This is a genomic window from Geothrix paludis (assembly GCF_022808815.1).
In the GTDB taxonomy this organism is placed as follows: Bacteria; Acidobacteriota; Holophagae; order Holophagales; family Holophagaceae; genus Geothrix; species Geothrix paludis.
In genome coordinates this window covers 242,666-257,577 of sequence record NZ_JAKZLC010000002.1, presented here as the reverse complement: position 1 = coordinate 257,577, position 14,912 = coordinate 242,666, and the positions used below count along the sequence as shown (strand labels likewise).

Annotated in this window: 12 protein-coding genes and 1 tRNA gene; 4 read left to right on the top strand and 9 right to left on the bottom strand. The window is 68.0% G+C overall.

Annotation, left to right across the window (positions count from 1 at the left end):
* Window positions 1-101: 101 nt before the first annotated feature.
* Window positions 102-2,819 carry an alpha/beta fold hydrolase gene (locus MLE64_RS15725; protein WP_279342962.1) on the top strand — a complete coding sequence of 906 codons (2,718 nt, stop codon included), beginning with the start codon at window positions 102-104 and terminating at the stop codon, window positions 2,817-2,819.
* A 45-nt stretch (window positions 2,820-2,864) separates the two neighbouring features.
* On the opposite strand, the gene murJ is transcribed toward MLE64_RS15725, so the two are convergent.
* The 8 genes from murJ to ggt form a co-directional block, all read right to left on the bottom strand.
* Entirely contained in the window at window positions 2,865-4,466 is a 1,602-nt protein-coding gene (gene murJ / locus MLE64_RS06740; RefSeq protein ID WP_243317000.1) for a murein biosynthesis integral membrane protein MurJ, read from the bottom strand.
* A 42-nt stretch (window positions 4,467-4,508) separates the two neighbouring features.
* Window positions 4,509-4,584: transfer RNA gene (locus tag MLE64_RS06735), tRNA-Thr, on the bottom strand.
* 184 nt (window positions 4,585-4,768) lie between these two features.
* Window positions 4,769-6,199 (bottom strand): acetyl-CoA carboxylase biotin carboxylase subunit, encoded by a 1,431-nt coding sequence (gene accC, locus MLE64_RS06730; protein ID WP_243295792.1) that lies wholly within the window; start codon window positions 6,197-6,199, stop codon window positions 4,769-4,771.
* Between the two features lie 2 nt (window positions 6,200-6,201).
* Complete coding sequence (gene accB, locus MLE64_RS06725) at window positions 6,202-6,795, bottom strand: acetyl-CoA carboxylase biotin carboxyl carrier protein (RefSeq protein WP_243316999.1); 594 nt, start codon at window positions 6,793-6,795, stop codon at window positions 6,202-6,204.
* A 69-nt stretch (window positions 6,796-6,864) separates the two neighbouring features.
* Window positions 6,865-7,332, bottom strand: coding sequence for a transcription antitermination factor NusB (gene nusB / locus MLE64_RS06720; RefSeq protein ID WP_243316998.1), 468 nt, complete (start codon window positions 7,330-7,332; stop codon window positions 6,865-6,867).
* Entirely contained in the window at window positions 7,333-7,821 is a 489-nt protein-coding gene (ribH, locus tag MLE64_RS06715) for a 6,7-dimethyl-8-ribityllumazine synthase (RefSeq protein ID WP_243316997.1), read from the bottom strand.
* A 117-nt stretch (window positions 7,822-7,938) separates the two neighbouring features.
* Window positions 7,939-10,515, bottom strand: coding sequence for a bifunctional aconitate hydratase 2/2-methylisocitrate dehydratase (gene acnB / locus MLE64_RS06710; protein WP_243316996.1), 2,577 nt, complete (start codon window positions 10,513-10,515; stop codon window positions 7,939-7,941).
* A gap of 164 nt (window positions 10,516-10,679) precedes the next feature.
* A complete protein-coding gene (gene ggt, locus MLE64_RS06705; RefSeq protein ID WP_243316995.1) occupies window positions 10,680-12,386 on the bottom strand; it encodes a gamma-glutamyltransferase in 1,707 nt (568 codons plus the stop codon).
* Window positions 12,387-12,485: 99 nt separating this feature from the next.
* Here ggt and MLE64_RS06700 point away from each other — a divergent pair, with 99 nt between their 5' ends.
* From MLE64_RS06700 to MLE64_RS06690, 3 genes are all read left to right on the top strand, one after another.
* Window positions 12,486-12,971, top strand: a complete 486-nt coding sequence (locus MLE64_RS06700; RefSeq protein WP_243316994.1) for a DinB family protein — start codon at window positions 12,486-12,488, stop codon at window positions 12,969-12,971.
* 72 nt (window positions 12,972-13,043) lie between these two features.
* Window positions 13,044-13,424 (top strand): tautomerase family protein, encoded by a 381-nt coding sequence (locus MLE64_RS06695; RefSeq protein WP_243316993.1) that lies wholly within the window; start codon window positions 13,044-13,046, stop codon window positions 13,422-13,424.
* Entirely contained in the window at window positions 13,414-14,211 is a 798-nt protein-coding gene (locus tag MLE64_RS06690) for an arylamine N-acetyltransferase family protein (RefSeq protein WP_243316992.1), read from the top strand. Before MLE64_RS06695 ends, MLE64_RS06690 begins: the two co-directional genes overlap by 11 nt.
* Here the strand turns inward: MLE64_RS06690 and MLE64_RS06685 are convergent.
* A complete protein-coding gene (locus MLE64_RS06685) occupies window positions 14,208-14,909 on the bottom strand; it encodes a hemerythrin domain-containing protein (RefSeq protein ID WP_243316991.1) in 702 nt (233 codons plus the stop codon). The two genes, MLE64_RS06690 and MLE64_RS06685, sit on opposite strands and share 4 nt — an antisense overlap.
* Between the last annotated feature and the right edge of the window lie 3 nt (window positions 14,910-14,912).

The window sequence follows — 14,912 nt, the reverse complement described above, 5'->3', positions numbered from 1 at the left end:
CATCGGGTGGATCCGGAGCCGGCCGCATTCATGCTCAACCTTCAGGTCCGCTTCGGCGTAAGCTGGGTTTCCCACCCATTCTTTCCAAGGAGCTCGAGTCCATGAAACCTCATGTGTCCTTGTCCAGCCTCTTGTGGTCTGGCCTTGCCCTGGCTCTGGCGCTGCCCCTGGCCGCCCAGGGGGCCAAGGCCCCGGCCGCCGCGGTCAAGAAGAGCCAGTTGCCGCCCCTCATCGACCGGGACAAGTTCTTCGGCAATCCCGAGATCGCCGGGGCCCAGATCTCCCCCGACGGGAAGTGGATCGCCTTCCTCAAGCCGTACAAGGAGACCCGCAACATCTGGGTGAAGAAGGTGGGCGAGCCCTATTCCAAGGGACACCTGATCACCGCGGATCCCAAGCGCCCCATCCCGGCCTTCTTCTGGAGCCGGGACGGCAAGCAGATCCTCTTCGTGCAGGACAAGGACGGCGACGAGAACTACAACGTCTACACCGTGGATCCGGCGGCACCCGTCGCGGCGGGCAAGGAGGCCCCCGAGGCCCGCAACCTGACGGCGGCCAAGGGCGCCCGGGCCCAGATCCTCTCGGTGCCCAAGGGCGATCCGGACACGATCTACGTGGGCCTCAACGACCGCGATGCCGCCTGGCACGACGTCTACAAGGTGAAGATCTCCACGGGCGAGCGGACGCTCCTCCGCAAGAACACCGAGCGCATCGCCGGCTGGGTTTTCGACAAGCAGGCGAACCTGCGCCTGGCCCTGCGCACCACCGACAAGGGCGACACCGAAATCCTCCGCGTGGATCCCGATGGCTTCAAGAAGGTCTACGAGTGCTCAGTCTTCGAGTCCGCGGCGCCGGTGAACTTCCACAAGGACGGCAAGCGGGTCTACCTCGAGACGAACAAGGGCGCCCGGAACCTCACGGAGCTGGCGCTCTTCGACCCGGCCACTGGCAAGGAGGAGAAGCTCGAATCCGATCCCAAGGGCCGCGTGGACCTCGGGTCCGCCGTGTTCTCCGACCTGACGGACGAGCTGATCGCCACGACCTACGACGATGAGCGCACCCGGATCTACTGGAAGGACAAGGCCTGGGAGGCGGACTACAAGCTGCTGCAGAAGAAGCTGCCCGGCCGGGAGATCAGCCTGGGCTCCATGACCACCGACGAGCAGCTGGTGATGGTGACGAGCACCAGCGACCGGGATCCCGGCACGCGCTACCTCTTCGACCGCCGCACCAAGAAGCTGAGCCTCGAATATGTCTCCCGCGAGGACCTGCCCCGGCAGGACCTGGTCGCCATGCGGCCCATCCGCTACAAGTCCAGCGACGGCCTCGAGATCCCCGCCTACCTGAGCCTGCCGAAGGGCGTGCCTGCCAAGGGGCTGCCCCTGGTGGTGGTGCCCCACGGCGGCCCCTGGGCCCGGGACAGCTGGGGCTACAACAGCCTGGCCCAGTTCCTGGCCAACCGCGGCTACGCCGTGCTGCAGCCCAACTTCCGCGGCTCCACGGGCTACGGCAAGGCCTTCCTCAACGCCGGCAACAAGCAGTGGGGCGACCTCATGCAGGACGACATCACCTGGGGCGTGAAGCACCTGGTGGCCCAGGGCATCGCCGATCCCAAGCGGGTGGGCATCCTGGGCGGTTCCTACGGCGGCTACGCCACCCTGGCCGGTGTGGCCTTCACGCCGGACCTCTACGCCGCCGCCGTGTCCATCGTCGGTCCCTCCAACCTGCTGACCCTGCTGGAGACCATCCCGCCCTACTGGGAGGCCGGCCGCATCGTCTTCCACGAGCGCATGGGCAACCCCAACACACCCGAGGGCAAGAAGCAGCTGGAACGCCAGTCCCCGCTGAACTCCGCGGCGAAGATCCACACCCCGCTCATGGTCATCCAGGGCGCCAATGATCCCCGCGTGAAGAAGGCCGAGAGCGACCAGATCGTCATCGCCCTGCGCGACCGGGGCTTCCCGGTGGAGTACCTCTGCGCGCCGGACGAGGGACACGGCTTCCAGCGTCCCGTGAACAACCAGGCCATGTTCGCCGCCGCGGAGACCTTCCTGGCCAAGTATCTCAAAGGCCGCTACCAGGAAGGCGGCAAGCCCGATGTCATGAAGCGCCTGCCGGAGATCACCGTCGATCCCAAGACCGTGGTGCTGGCGAAGAAGGCCGACGCAGCCTCCGTGACCGTCCCCAAGCCCGTCGCCAAGCCCACGGCCGGCACCTTCACCTACGCGGGCGCCTTCGCCATGGGGCCGCGCTCCATGGCCATCTCCATGGTCCGGACCGTGAAAGAGGAGGGCGGCGCCTGGGTGGTGACCGATGCCACCAAGCTGCCGGGCGGTGAAGCGATGGACACCACCACCATGGCCCTGGATACCCTGGCGCCCCTGAAGCGCCAGGTGAAGCAGGGCCCCGTGGTCATCGACATCGCCTTCGATGGCGCCAAGGCCACCGGGACCATGGCCATGGGCGGCAACGCCAAGCCCTTCAGCATCGAGCTGGGCGGAGGAGCCTACGCCGAAGGCTCTGGCGCCGAAGACGCCCTGGCCTGCCTGCCTCTGGCGGAGGGCTACACCGTCACCTTCCGCAACGTGGACATCCAGCGTCAGAAGGTCCAGCTCAAGCAGGCCAAGGTGCTGGGCCAGGAGGAACTGAAGGTGCCCGCGGGCGCCTTCAAGGCCTGGAAGGTGGAGCTCACCTCCGCCGAGGGCGATCCCGGCAGCAAGACCCTGTGGATCGACACCGCCACCCGCAAGCTGCTCAGGACCGTGGAGACGAGCCCCCGGATGGGCGGCGCGGTGGTCACGGTGGAACTGCAGAACTGAAGGCTGACAGGCGATGGAAGGGGCCGGGCCAGTGTCCGGCCCTTTCTATCTCCGCACCTTCCGCAGGATCTTGCCGGATAGTTCGCGGGCCTCGGGGTGGCCAAGGGCCACGGCGGCCAGGCCGTAGGCCGCCGCGCAGGCACCGATGAGGGGCAGCAACCGCAGGGCCAGACCCACCCGGCGGAACGCATGAGGGGCATCCATTCCCAGAAGACCCGCCCCCGCCCAGGCCAGCAGGCCCATGAGGATCGAGGCGGCCAGGGCGCGGAGGGTGGCCTTCAGGAGGGGGCGCAGGTCCAGGCCCGGCAGGCGCGGGCGCAGGCGCAGCAGGACACCCAGCAGGCCCGCGAGGCTGGCCAGCCCGTTGGCCAGGGCCAGGCCGCCGGTGCCCAGGGGCTTCAGCAGGGCGAGGCTGAGGGCCACGTTCAGCAGCAGCGTGCCTGCGGCCAGGGTGGCGGGGCCGCGGTAGTCCTTGAGGGCATAGAGCGCCTGGTTGCCCAGCCGCTGGGCCGCCACGAAGACCAGGCCCACGGACTGGAACACCAGCGTCAGGGCCGTCCAGTCAGAAGCCGCCGGTGTGTAGGCGCCGGTGCGGAAGAGGAGGGCGCAGATGGGTCGCGAGAGCACCGCCAGGCCCACGGAAGCCGGCAGCACGAGCAGGGCCGAGGCGGAGATGGACTGGGTGAGGCTGCGGTTCATGCCGGACCAGTCCCGGGCCTCGGCTTGGCGGGACAGCGCGGGCAGGCTCGCCGTGGCGAGGCTCATGGCGAAGAGGCCCATGACCATCTCGCTCATCATGCCGCTGTTGAAGAGGACGGTCTGGGCGCCGTTGGGCAGCTTCGAAGCCAGGGTGGTGCTGACGAGGGCGTTGATGGGGTAGATGCCCGCCGCCAGCAGGCCGGGGCCCATGCGCTTGAGGGCCTTGAGAACCCAGGGATCCCGCAGGTACAGGCCGAAGGAGAGGCTGAAGCCCTCCTTGCGGATGGCTGGCAGCAGCACCAGCAGCTGCAGCACGCCGCCCGCCAGCACGGCCAGGGCGCACACGACGGCCACCGTCTCGTAGGGGACGCGCCCCGACCGCTCCAGCACGCGGAGCGAGGTCCAGCCGAAGGCGATGAAGGCCACGTTCCAGAAGATGGAGACCGAGGCCGCCAGTGCGAAGCGATGGCGCAGGTTCAGCAGGCCCCCGAAACCCGCCGTGAGGCTCACCAGGGCCAGGTAAGGGAACATGATGCGGCCCAGGCGTGTGGTGAGCTCGCCCTGGACCTCGGGCCGCCCCAGGGTCAGCAGGCCGGCGAGGGGTCCCATGAAGAGCAGCACCAGGGCCACGCCGATCAGCAGGATGACCAGGAGTGTGCCCAGGAAGCGGGCCGCCACGGCCTTCACAGCGTCCTCGCCCTCCGCCGCCTCGGCTTCCGCCAGGGTGGGCAGGAAGGCGGCGGTCATGGTGCCCTCGGCCGTGAATCGGCGCAGGAGGTTGGGCAGGCGGAAGGCCACGAAGTAGGCGTCCGCCGCCGCCCCCGCCCCCAGCACGTGGCTGAGGAAGAAGGTTTGGAGCAGCCCCGTGAGGCGACTCAGCAGCGTCATGAAGCCCACGACCCCCGCGGAGCGGAGCAGGCTGGGACGGGTGGGAGTGGGGTCGCTCACGGTCGGCACAGGGCGTGGTGGTCCATGAGGCTCCCAGAAGACTGGAGCCGCTAGTCGGAATTGAACCAACGACCATCCGCTTACAAGGCGGGCGCTCTACCAACTGAGCTATAGCGGCACGAGGTCCAGTCTATCGGGTTTTGGGGCTTTCCTGAACGATGCGGGGGGAGGTGGAGGCCGACCTGGTTGTTATGGATCCGCGGACGGGGCCCCGCTCGAAGACTGGGGCCAACCTGGTTGTTATGGATCCAAGAGCGGGTGCCCGGCTCGGAACGCTGCACTGCAGCGTCCCTCGCCACCCGCTATCTTGGATCCCCAGCAGGGTCCCGCTTCAGGTCTTCCATGAACGTCTCCATCCACTTGGTGGAGAAGGCGCCGGAGATGAAGTCGGGGTGGTCCATGATGCGGCGGTGCAGGGGGGCGGTGGTCTTGATGCCCTCGATGACCAGGGTGTCCAGGGCGCGCCGCATGCGGGCGATGGCCTCGGTGCGGTTGGCGCCGAAGGCGATGAGCTTGGCCACCATGGAGTCGTAGTGGGGCGGGATGACCGCGTCCTGGTGCATGGCGGTATCCACGCGGATGCCGGGGCCGCCGGGGAAGTGCAGGGCGCTGATGCGGCCGGGGCAGGGCGTGAACTTGAAGGGGTCTTCCGCGTTGATGCGGCACTCGATGGCGTGGCCCTTCTGGATCACGTCCTCCTGGCGGAAGCTGAGCTTCTGGCCCGCGGCGATGCGGAGCTGCTCCTTCACGATGTCGATGCCCGTGACCAGCTCCGTGACGGGATGCTCCACCTGGACGCGGGTGTTCATCTCCATGAAGAAGAAGTCGCCGCGCTTGTCGAGGAGGAACTCGATGGTGCCGGCGTTGTAGTAGCCCACGGCCTGGGCGGCCTTGACGGCCGTCGCGCAGATGCGCTGGCGCAGCTCCGGCGTCAGCGCCGCGCTGGGGCTCTCCTCGATGAGCTTCTGGTGGCGGCGCTGGATGGAGCACTCGCGCTCGCCCAGGTGCACCACGTTGCCGAAGAGGTCGCCCATGATCTGGACTTCGATGTGGCGCGGCTCCAGGAGGTACTTCTCCATGTAGACGGCATCGTCGCCGAAGGCGCTCTTGGCCTCGCTGCGGGCGGTGTTGTAGAGGTCCGGCAGCTCCTCGGGGTTGTTGACGATGCGCATGCCGCGTCCGCCGCCGCCGGCGCTCGCCTTCACGATGACGGGGTAGCCGATCTGCTCGGCCACCACCAGGGCCTCTTCCACCGTCTCGATGATGCCCTCGCTGCCGGGCATGAGGGGCACGCCCGCCGCCAGCATGGTGGCCTTGGCTTGGGCCTTGTTGCCCATCTTCCGGATGATCTCGGCGTTGGGCCCGATGAAGGTGATCCCGCAGGCCTGGCAGACCTCCACGAAGTGGGGGTTCTCACTGAGGAAGCCGTAGCCGGGATGGATGGCCTCGGCGCCGGTGACCTCGGCGGCGGCGATGACCTGGGGGATGTTCAGGTAGGACTTGGAGGACGGCGGAGGCCCTATGCACACCTCCTCGTCGGCGAACCGCACGTGGAGGGCGTTGCGATCGGCCTCGGAGTAGACGGCCACGGTCTGGATGCCCATCTCCTTGCAGGCCAGGATCACGCGAAGCGCGATCTCGCCCCGGTTGGCGATGAGGATCTTCTTGAACGGCGGTTCGTCCGGCGCGGTGGGTGCGGGCTGCGAGCCCTTGCGCTTGATGGCGGAGGCCATGGCTAACCGATCCGGACCGCGAAGAGGCGCTCGCCGTACTCGACGGGAGTGCCGTTCTCCACCAGCACCTTCACGACCTCGCCGGAGACGTCGCACTCGATCTCGTTCATGAGCTTCATGGCTTCGACGATGCAGAGCGTCTGGCCGGGCTTCACGAAATCGCCGGGGGACACGTAGGGCGCGGCGGTGGGGTTGGAGGCGCGATAGAAGGTGCCGACGATGGGGCTGGTGACGTAGTGGATGCCAGGCTCATCCGCGGGCACGGTGGGCTGGGCTGCGGGGGCCGCCGGGGAGGGGAAGGGCTGGGCCGCGGGGGCGGTCACCACCACCTGATGGGTAGGCATGGCGGCGGCCTGGACCACGGGGGCCGGGCCGTCCTTCCGGATGCGGAAGCGCATGTCGCCGGCTTCGAACTCGAATTCCTGGAAGGGCTCGCGACCCACCAGGGCGATGAGCGCCTTGATCTCCTCCAGGCCCAGGGGGGCGCCAGGGGCGGTGCGGGGGGCCGCGGCCTTGGGGGCGGGCTTGGAGGGAGCGGGCTTGGGGGCCGGGGCGGGCTTCTTGGCTGCAGGGGATTTCTTGCGTGAGGTGCTCATCAATGCTCCAACGATCGGATCAGGCTGGGGAAGGGAACGAGCATAGCAAACCAGCCGGACAGGGTCAGGTCACGATTCATCCGGGGGATCGGCGGCCACGGCTTTCTTGCGCAGCCGGGGGCCGGTTTCTTCGGGGCGGAATTCTTTGCGCGCGGCATCCAGGATGCCGTTGAGGAATTGCGTGCCTTCCTGGTCGCTGAATTCCTTCACGATCTCCAGGGCCTCATTGATGACGATGGGGAAGGGCACTTCCTTGACGTACATCAGCTCGAAGAGCCCCAGGCGCAACAGGTTGCGGTCCACGGCCGCCATGCGGTGGATCTTCCAGTGCTCGGCGTATTTGGCCAGCACATCATCGATCTCCTCCTGGTGGCCGTACACCCCGTCCACCAGGCGCCGGGCATAGTAGAAGGCATCCCGGTTCAGATCCTGGATGGCGTAGAACCCGGCGAACACCTGGTCCGGCTGGTAGCCGGTGAGGTCCATGGCGTACAGCATCTGAAGGGCGTACTCGCGCCCCCGGCGGCGAACTCCCATCTACTTGCGTCCCTTCGTTCCGGCCTTGAGGGCGTGCGCGAGGTCGGCCATCTCGAGGACGCTCTGGGCGGCCTCCCAGCCCTTGTTGCCCATCTTGGCGCCGGCCCGGTCGATGGCCTGCTCCACGCTGTCGGTGGTCAGCACGCCGAAGGATAGCGGCAGGCCGGTGTCCAGGGCCACCTGGGCGGCGCCCTTGGTGACCTCGGCGGCGATCATGTCGAAGTGGGGCGTGCCGCCGCGGATCACCGAGCCCAGCACGATGACGCCGGCGTAACGGCCGCTCTGAGCCGCCAGCTTGGCCGCCTGGGGCAGCTCGAAGCTCCCGGGGACGCGGATGAGGTCCATCTGGTCTTCATGGCCGCCGTGGCGGAGGATGCAGTCCTTCGCGCCCTCGATGAGGCGGTCGACGATGAAGTCGTTCCAACGCGAGGCCACCAGCGCGAAACGGTCGCCGTCGTGGACGCGGATGTGGCCCTCAAAGATCCCCATGGGAACCCCCCGAAAGGTGGTCAAGAACGATGAGGTTAGCACACATGGCCGGATCGCCATCTCGGAAAATGGCCCGGGGGCGGCGCCCCCGGGCCATTTTCCGAGCAAGGGAAAGGATCAGATTTTCACTGTATCCGCGACTTCGGAGAAGTCGCGGATCTGGTCGAAGTTCATGTAGCGGTAGATGTCCTTCGCCTTGGCGTCCACGACGCCGATCTGGGCCTTGTACTCCTCCACCGTGGGGATCTTCCCCAGGAGGGCGCAGATGGCGGCCAGCTCGGCGGATCCCAGGTAGACGCGGGTGTCGAGGCCCAGGCGGTTGGGGAAGTTGCGGGTGGAGGTGGACATGGCCGTGCTGCCCTTGCGGACCTGGGCCTGGTTGCCCATGCACAGCGAGCAGCCGGGCATCTCCATGCGGGCGCCGGTGCGGCCGAGGATGCCGTAGTAGCCCTCCTGGGTGAGGATGTAGGCGTCCATCTTGGTGGGGGGGGCGATCCAGAGCCGGGTGGAGAGGTCGGTCTTGCCGTCCAGCAGCTTCCCGGCGGCGCGGAAGTGGCCGATGTTGGTCATGCAGGAGCCGATGAACACCTCGTCGATCGTGTCGCCAGCCACGGTGGACAGCAGCTTCACATCGTCGGGATCGTTCGGGCAGGCCACGATGGGCTCCTTCACGTCCGCGAGGTTGATCTCGATGACGGCGGCGTATTCCGCGTCGGCATCGGGGGCCAGCAGCTCGGGCTTGGCGATCCAGGCCTGCATGGCCTTGATGCGGTTCTCCAGCGTCTCGCGGTGCTCGTAGCCGTTGGCGATCATCCACTTCATGAGCGTGATGTTCGAGGTCATGTACTCGATGATCGGTTCCTTGTCCAAGCGCACGGTGCAGCCGGCGGCGGAGCGCTCCGCGGAGGCGTCCGTCAGCTCGAAGGCCTGCTCCACCTTCAGCTTGGGCAGGCCCTCGATCTCGAGGATGCGGCCGCTGAAGATGTTCTTCTTGCCCTTCTTCTCGACGGTGAGCAGCCCCTGTTGGATAGCGTAGTAGGGGATGGCGTTCACGAGGTCGCGCAGGGTGACGCCGGGCTGCAGCTCACCCTTGAAGCGCACCAGCACGGATTCCGGCATGTCCAGGGGCATGACGCCGGTGGCGGCGGCGAAGGCCACCAGGCCCGAGCCCGCGGGGAAGGAGATGCCAATGGGGAACCGGGTGTGGGAGTCGCCGCCGGTTCCGACCGTGTCGGGCAGGAGCAGGCGGTTCAGCCAGCTGTGGATGACGCCGTCGCCGGGCTTCAGGGACACGCCGCCGCGATTCGTGATGAAGGGGGGCAGCTCTCGGTGGGTCTTCACGTCCACGGGCTTGGGGTAGGGCGCGGTGTGGCAGAAGGACTGCATCACCATGTCGGCGCTGAACTGGAGGCAGGCCAGGTCCTTCAGCTCGTCGCGCGTCATGGGGCCCGTGGTGTCCTGGGAGCCCACGGTGGTCATCTTCGGCTCGCAGTAGGTGCCGGGGCGGATGCCGACCACACCGCAGGCTTTGCCGACCATTTTCTGAGCCAAGCTGAAGCCCTTGCCGGTGTCCTTGGGCACGGCCGGGAGGCGGAAGACGATGGAGGCGGGCAGGCCCAGGGCCGCGCGGGCCTTGGTGGTAAGGCCCCGGCCCACGATGAGGGGGATGCGGCCGCCGGCGCGCACTTCGTCGAAGATCACGTCGGACTTTACCTTGAACTCGGCGATGACCTTCCCGTTCTTCAGGGCCTTGCCCTCGTAGGGGCGCAGCTCGATGACGTCGCCCATCTCCATGCTGTTGACGTCCAGCTCAATGGGCAGGGCGCCGGCATCCTCCATGGTGTTGTAGAAGATGGGGGCGATCTTGGAGCCCAGGCAGACGCCGCCGAACCGCTTGTTGGGAACGAAGGGGATGTCCTCGCCCGTGAACCACAGCACGGAGTTGGTGGCGGACTTGCGGCTCGATCCCGTGCCCACCACGTCGCCCACGTAGGCCACCAGGTTCCCCTTGGCCTTGAGGCCCTCGAGCTGTTTGAGGGGGCCCACCTTGCCGGGCTCGTCCGGGTTGATGCCGGGGCGGGCGTTCTTCAGTATGGCCAGGGCGTGGAGCGGGATGTCGGGCCGGCTCCACGCGTCCGGTGCCGGGGACAGGTCGTCGGTGTTGGTCTCGCCGGTCACCTTGAACACGGTGAGCGTGAGGCTCTGGGGCACTTCGGGGCGGCTGGTGAACCACTCGGCCTCGGCCCAGCTCTTCAGCACGGACTGAGCGTTCTTGTTGCCCTGGTCGGCCTTGGCCTTCACATCCGCGAAGGCGTCGAAGACCAGCAGGGTCTTCTTGAGGCCCTCGGCGGCGATGCCACCCACGGTGGCGTCGTCCAGCAGGTCGATGAGGGGCTTCACGTTGAAGCCGCCCAGCATGGTGCCCAGCAGCTCCGTCGCCTTCTCGCGGGAGACCAGGGCCACCTTCTCCTTGCCGTTGGCCACGGCAGCCAGGAAGCCGGCCTTCACCCGGGCGGCGTCGTCCACGCCGGCGGGGACGCGGTGGGTCAGCAGGTCGAGGAGGAAGGCTTCTTCGCCCGCGGGAGGGTTGACCAGCAGGCGGGTGAGCTCGTCGGTCTGAGCCTCGGTGAGCGGCAGGGGCGGAATCCCGAGGGCGGCACGCTCGGCAACGTGTTGGCGATAGGCTTGCAGCACGGTCAACTCCCCTGTGGACGCCCCTGGGCGCGAACGATAGGACTTTGGCGGGGCACCATCCCCCGCAGAGGGCAGGCATAGGCTCCCGCCGGGTCCATTCTACATGGGCCGCTCTGGGGAGCGCCCACCGGCGCCGTCGCCGGGGCTAACTTCGGGGCTAATTCCTAGTAGCCTGCCGCCTGGCCGTCCTTCCGCGACTCGCTGGCCCCGAAGTAGACCTTCTGCCTGGGATCCCAGCGGATGGCCTGGTAGCCGCCGTAGCCGCCGAACATCCAGCCCACGCCATGACCGCGGTTCATGAGCTCGCGGACGGTCTCGTAGGGGAAGCCACTTTCCAGTTGGATGGTACCCGGCAGCTTTCCCTTCTCGCCCGTGGGCTCCGGCGAGCCGTCGTGGCTCATGCGGGGCGCGTCGCCAGCCTCCTGGGCGTTCATGCCGAAGTCGATGAGGTCCATCACGATCTGCGCGTGGCCGATGGGCTGGAACTCGCCGCCCATGACGCCGTAGCTGAGGAAGGGCACGCCATCCTTGGTGATGAAGCCGGGGATGATGGTGTGGAAGGGGCGCTTGCCGGGGGCGTAGGTGTTGGCGTTGCCTTCTTCCAGGTTGAACAGCTCGCCACGGTCCTGGAGGCAGAAGCCCAGGTCGCCGGGCGTCATGCCGCTGCCCATGCCGCGGTAGTTGCTCTGGATGAGGCTCACCATGTTGCCCTCGCCGTCGGCGGTGGTGAGGTAGACCGTGTCGCCTTCCTTGAGGGGCGGGTGGCCCGCTTCCAGGCGACGCGAGGCACGGTCGCCGATGAGGGCGCGGCGCTGGGCGGCGTACTCCTTGGACAGCAGCCAGGAGAGCGGCACCTTCATGAAGGCCGCGTCGGCGTAGAACTTGGCCCGGTCCTCGAAGGCCAGCTTCTTGGCTTCCGCAAAGAGATGCACATGCTGGGGGCTGCCGAAGGGGATCTTCGAGAAGTCGTAGCCTTCGAGGATGTTCAGCATCTGGAGGGCCGCGATGCCCTGGCCGTTGGGGGGAAGTTCCCACACGTCGTAGCCGCGGTAGTTCACGCTGACGGGCTCCACCCAGTCCGAGTGGTGGGCGGCCAGATCCTCGTAGCTGAGGAAGCCGCCGTTGGCCTTCATGTAGGCGTCGATCTTCCGGGCGATCTCGCCCTTGTAGAAGGCGTCACGGCCGTCCCTGGCCAGGATTTCCAGCGTCCTGGCCAGGCGCGGGTTGCGGAAGACCTCGCCGCTCACGGGGCCCCGCTTGCCGTCCACGGTGAAGGTCTCGAGGAATCCGGGGTACTTGCCCAGCACTGGCACGCTGCGACCCCAGTAGTAGGCGATGAGTTCCGAAACCGGGAAGCCCTCCTTGGCGTACCTGATGGCCGGCGCCAGCACCTGGGTCATGGGCAGCTTGCCGAACTTCTTGTGCAGTTCGAACCAGCCGTCCACGCAGCCGGGCACGCTCACGGGGAGCGGCCCCTGCGGTGGGATGTGCTTCAGGCCCAGCTTCTTGAAGTGCTCAAGGGTGAGCGACTTCGGCGAGCGGCCACTGCCGTTGAGGCCATGCAGCTTCTTGCCCTTCGCGTCCCACACGATGGCGTAGAGGTCGCCGCCCATGCCGCTGCCGGTGGGTTCCATGAGGCCCAGGGCCGCGTCCGCCGCGATGGCCGCATCCACCGCGGAACCACCCTGTTTCAGGATGTCCAGGGCGATCTGGGTGACCAGGGCCTGACTGGTGCAGGCCATGCCGTGCTGGGCCGCCACCTCGGAGCGCGTGGCGAAGGCCCGGCCCGTGACGCGGTCACCCGCCAACAGGCTTAGAGCAACCAGGGGAAGGGCGAGGCATGCCGCGGGGAGGCGCATCGGGAGGCGCATGGGGAACTCCGGGAGAGGCCCCCATTGAAGCCCCGGTTGCCTCGCAAGTCGAGGCTTCATTTCAGGGCCCGCTGCGCCATGCTGGTGTCGAGGTGTCCCATGACGTTCGATGCTGCCACCCGGGAAGCTCATCTCCTGCGTTACCGCACGGGCCCCGCCCTGCTCCGCCGGGCCTGGGAGGAGGTGCCGGCGGAGGCCCGCACCTGGCGACCCGCCGAGGGAAAGTGGAGCGCCCACGAGGTGGTGGTCCACTGCGCGGACTCCGAGACCTATGCCGCTATTCGCATCCGGCTCCTGCTGGCGGATCCGGAGCCCCTCATCGTGGGCTACGACGAGAACGCGTGGGCTCAGCGCTTCGACTACCACGCCTCGGACCCGGAACTGGCCCTGCGGCTCATCGAGGCGGCGAGGGCGCACACCATCGCCCCGCTCGAGCGGCTGCCCGAATCGGCCTGGGGCCGCGTGGGACGCCATACCCACAGCGGTTCCTACGGCACCGATGACTGGCTCCGGAACTACGCCGCCCACCTGGAGGTCCACGCCGCCCAGATCCGGCGGAATGTGGCGGCCTGGAACAACCGCTGAACCTCCATCTGCAAGTGTCGTAACATCCTCGCCGGCCACGGCTAGAATGAGCGACTCCCGGAAGGAGATCCCATGCCTCTCGTACGTATTTCCCATCGTTCCAGCGTGAGCGACGCCTATCGGCAGGCCCTGTCGGACGGCGTCCAGGAGGCGCTTACCGCGACGGTGAACGCCCCGGCCGACGACCGCTTCCATATCCTGACGGAGCACGCCTCGGGCCTGATCTTCGATCCCCATTACCTGGGCATCGATCGATCGCCGGAGTGGGTGGCCATCCAGATCACGCTCCGGAAGGGACGCACCGTGGAGATGAAGCAGGCGCTGTACCGCCGGATCGTGGAAAACCTGGCGAAGGATCCCGGCCTCCGTCCCGAGGACGTGATGATCTGCCTGGTGGAGAACGAGCTGGCCGACTGGTCATTCGGGAAGGGTGAAGCCCAGTATGTCCGCTGATCTCGACCTGGACGCCTACCTGCGGCGGATCGGCTTCGCGGGCGAGCCGCGGCCCGACCTGGCCACACTGCGGGCCCTGCATCTGGCCCACGCCTCCACCATCCCCTTCGAGAACCTGGACATCCAGATGGGCCTGCCCATCCGGCTGGACCTGGCCTCGCTCCAGGCCAAGCTCGTGCAGCGCCGACGCGGCGGCTACTGCTTCGAGCAGAATGGCCTGTTCCTGGCGGTGCTGCGGCGGGTGGGTTTCGAGGTCATCCCCTGCGAGGCCCGGGTGCGACGGGGCGCGACCGCACTGCTCCCCCGCACCCACATGCTGCTGCTGGTGCTGCTGGAGGGCCGCCGCTGGCTCTGCGACGTGGGCTTCGGCGGGGAGGGGCTGCTGCAACCCCTGCCGCTGGATGGCCAGCCCCATGTCCAGTTCCTGCGCCGCTACCGCGTGGTCGAGGAGGCGGATGGGGAGCCCCTGAATGTGCTCCAGTGCCTCCAGGACGGCGCCTGGGTGGACTTCTACGCGTTCCGGGCCGAGGAGCGGTTCCCGGTGGACTACGAGATGGCCAACCACTACACCAGCACCCATCCCGAGTCCCGCTTCGTGGCCACCCTCACGGCCCAGCTTCCGGGCCCCGAGGTGCGCCGGATCCTCCGCAACCGCGCCTATGCCGAGATCCGGGGCGACGCCATCGATGGCCGCGAACTGGCGCCGGAAGAGGTCATCCCCGTCCTGAGGGAGGTCTTCGGGCTGGACGTGCCCGAGGGGGCGAGCTTCCGGGCCTTCGAAGGCTAGCCTCCGTAGCGCGTCGGGAGTGTGGCCAGTTCCCGCGACACCTCGCCGGCCAAGTGCCTTCTCTGAACCTCGGGGAGCTGGTCCGCCACGGGGTAGATCCGCTCCTCCTCCAGGCCGTTGTGGGCGGCCAGGCGCCGCTGGACGGCCTCGGCCGCGGTCCGGGCCGCGGTCCAGTCCAGCCCGGGTCCCTTGAGGGCGTTCACGGCCGTGGCCAGGGTGGCCATGAAGAAGTCGTGGTCCTCGCGCAGGGTCCGGAGGGCCTCCGCCAGGTCTGGGCGGGCCTCGGCCACGGCGGGGAAGAGGGCCCTGTGCTCCGCGCGGATGTGCACGGCCAGGCGCATCCAGATCCGGTCCAGGGCCCGGTGCGCCTCCGGCTGGAGGCTGCGATCCATGGCCATCCGGGCCTCCCCGAAGAGCGCATCGATCTCGGCATGGTCCGCCGTCAGGTGGCCGGCGATGGGATCCGGGCTCTCCTTCCCGGCGCTCTCCCGGGCGGCGATGACATGCTCGGCCTTCCCTGATTCGAAAATCTTCTGCAGCTCGAGGAAGGTGGCGCCCAGGGCGGAGCCCTGCGCCCGCCGACGTCGCCAGTAGATCCAGCCGCGGGCCTCCATCCAGAGCCCCAGCCGGTCCAACAGGCCCAGGGCCACCACGACGAGGGCGAGAGCCAGGAGGGGGTCGGGTGGCGAGATGGACACGGA

What these genes read in the sequence shown, in the direction of transcription:
- MLE64_RS06695 (WP_243316993.1), top strand. Translation starts at nt 13,044, where the DNA reads ATGCCTCTCGTACGTATTTCCCATCGTTCCAGCGTGAGCGACGCCTAT.
- ribH (WP_243316997.1), bottom strand. Translation starts at nt 7,821, where the DNA reads ATGGGGATCTTTGAGGGCCACATCCGCGTCCACGACGGCGACCGTTTC.
- ggt (WP_243316995.1), bottom strand. Translation starts at nt 12,386, where the DNA reads ATGCGCCTCCCGATGCGCCTCCCCGCGGCATGCCTCGCCCTTCCCCTG.
- accB (WP_243316999.1), bottom strand. Translation starts at nt 6,795, where the DNA reads ATGAGCACCTCACGCAAGAAATCCCCTGCAGCCAAGAAGCCCGCCCCG.
- MLE64_RS06690 (WP_243316992.1), top strand. Translation starts at nt 13,414, where the DNA reads ATGTCCGCTGATCTCGACCTGGACGCCTACCTGCGGCGGATCGGCTTC.
- accC (WP_243295792.1), bottom strand. Translation starts at nt 6,199, where the DNA reads ATGGCCTCCGCCATCAAGCGCAAGGGCTCGCAGCCCGCACCCACCGCG.
- MLE64_RS15725 (WP_279342962.1), top strand. Translation starts at nt 102, where the DNA reads ATGAAACCTCATGTGTCCTTGTCCAGCCTCTTGTGGTCTGGCCTTGCC.
- nusB (WP_243316998.1), bottom strand. Translation starts at nt 7,332, where the DNA reads ATGGGAGTTCGCCGCCGGGGGCGCGAGTACGCCCTTCAGATGCTGTAC.
- MLE64_RS06700 (WP_243316994.1), top strand. Translation starts at nt 12,486, where the DNA reads ATGACGTTCGATGCTGCCACCCGGGAAGCTCATCTCCTGCGTTACCGC.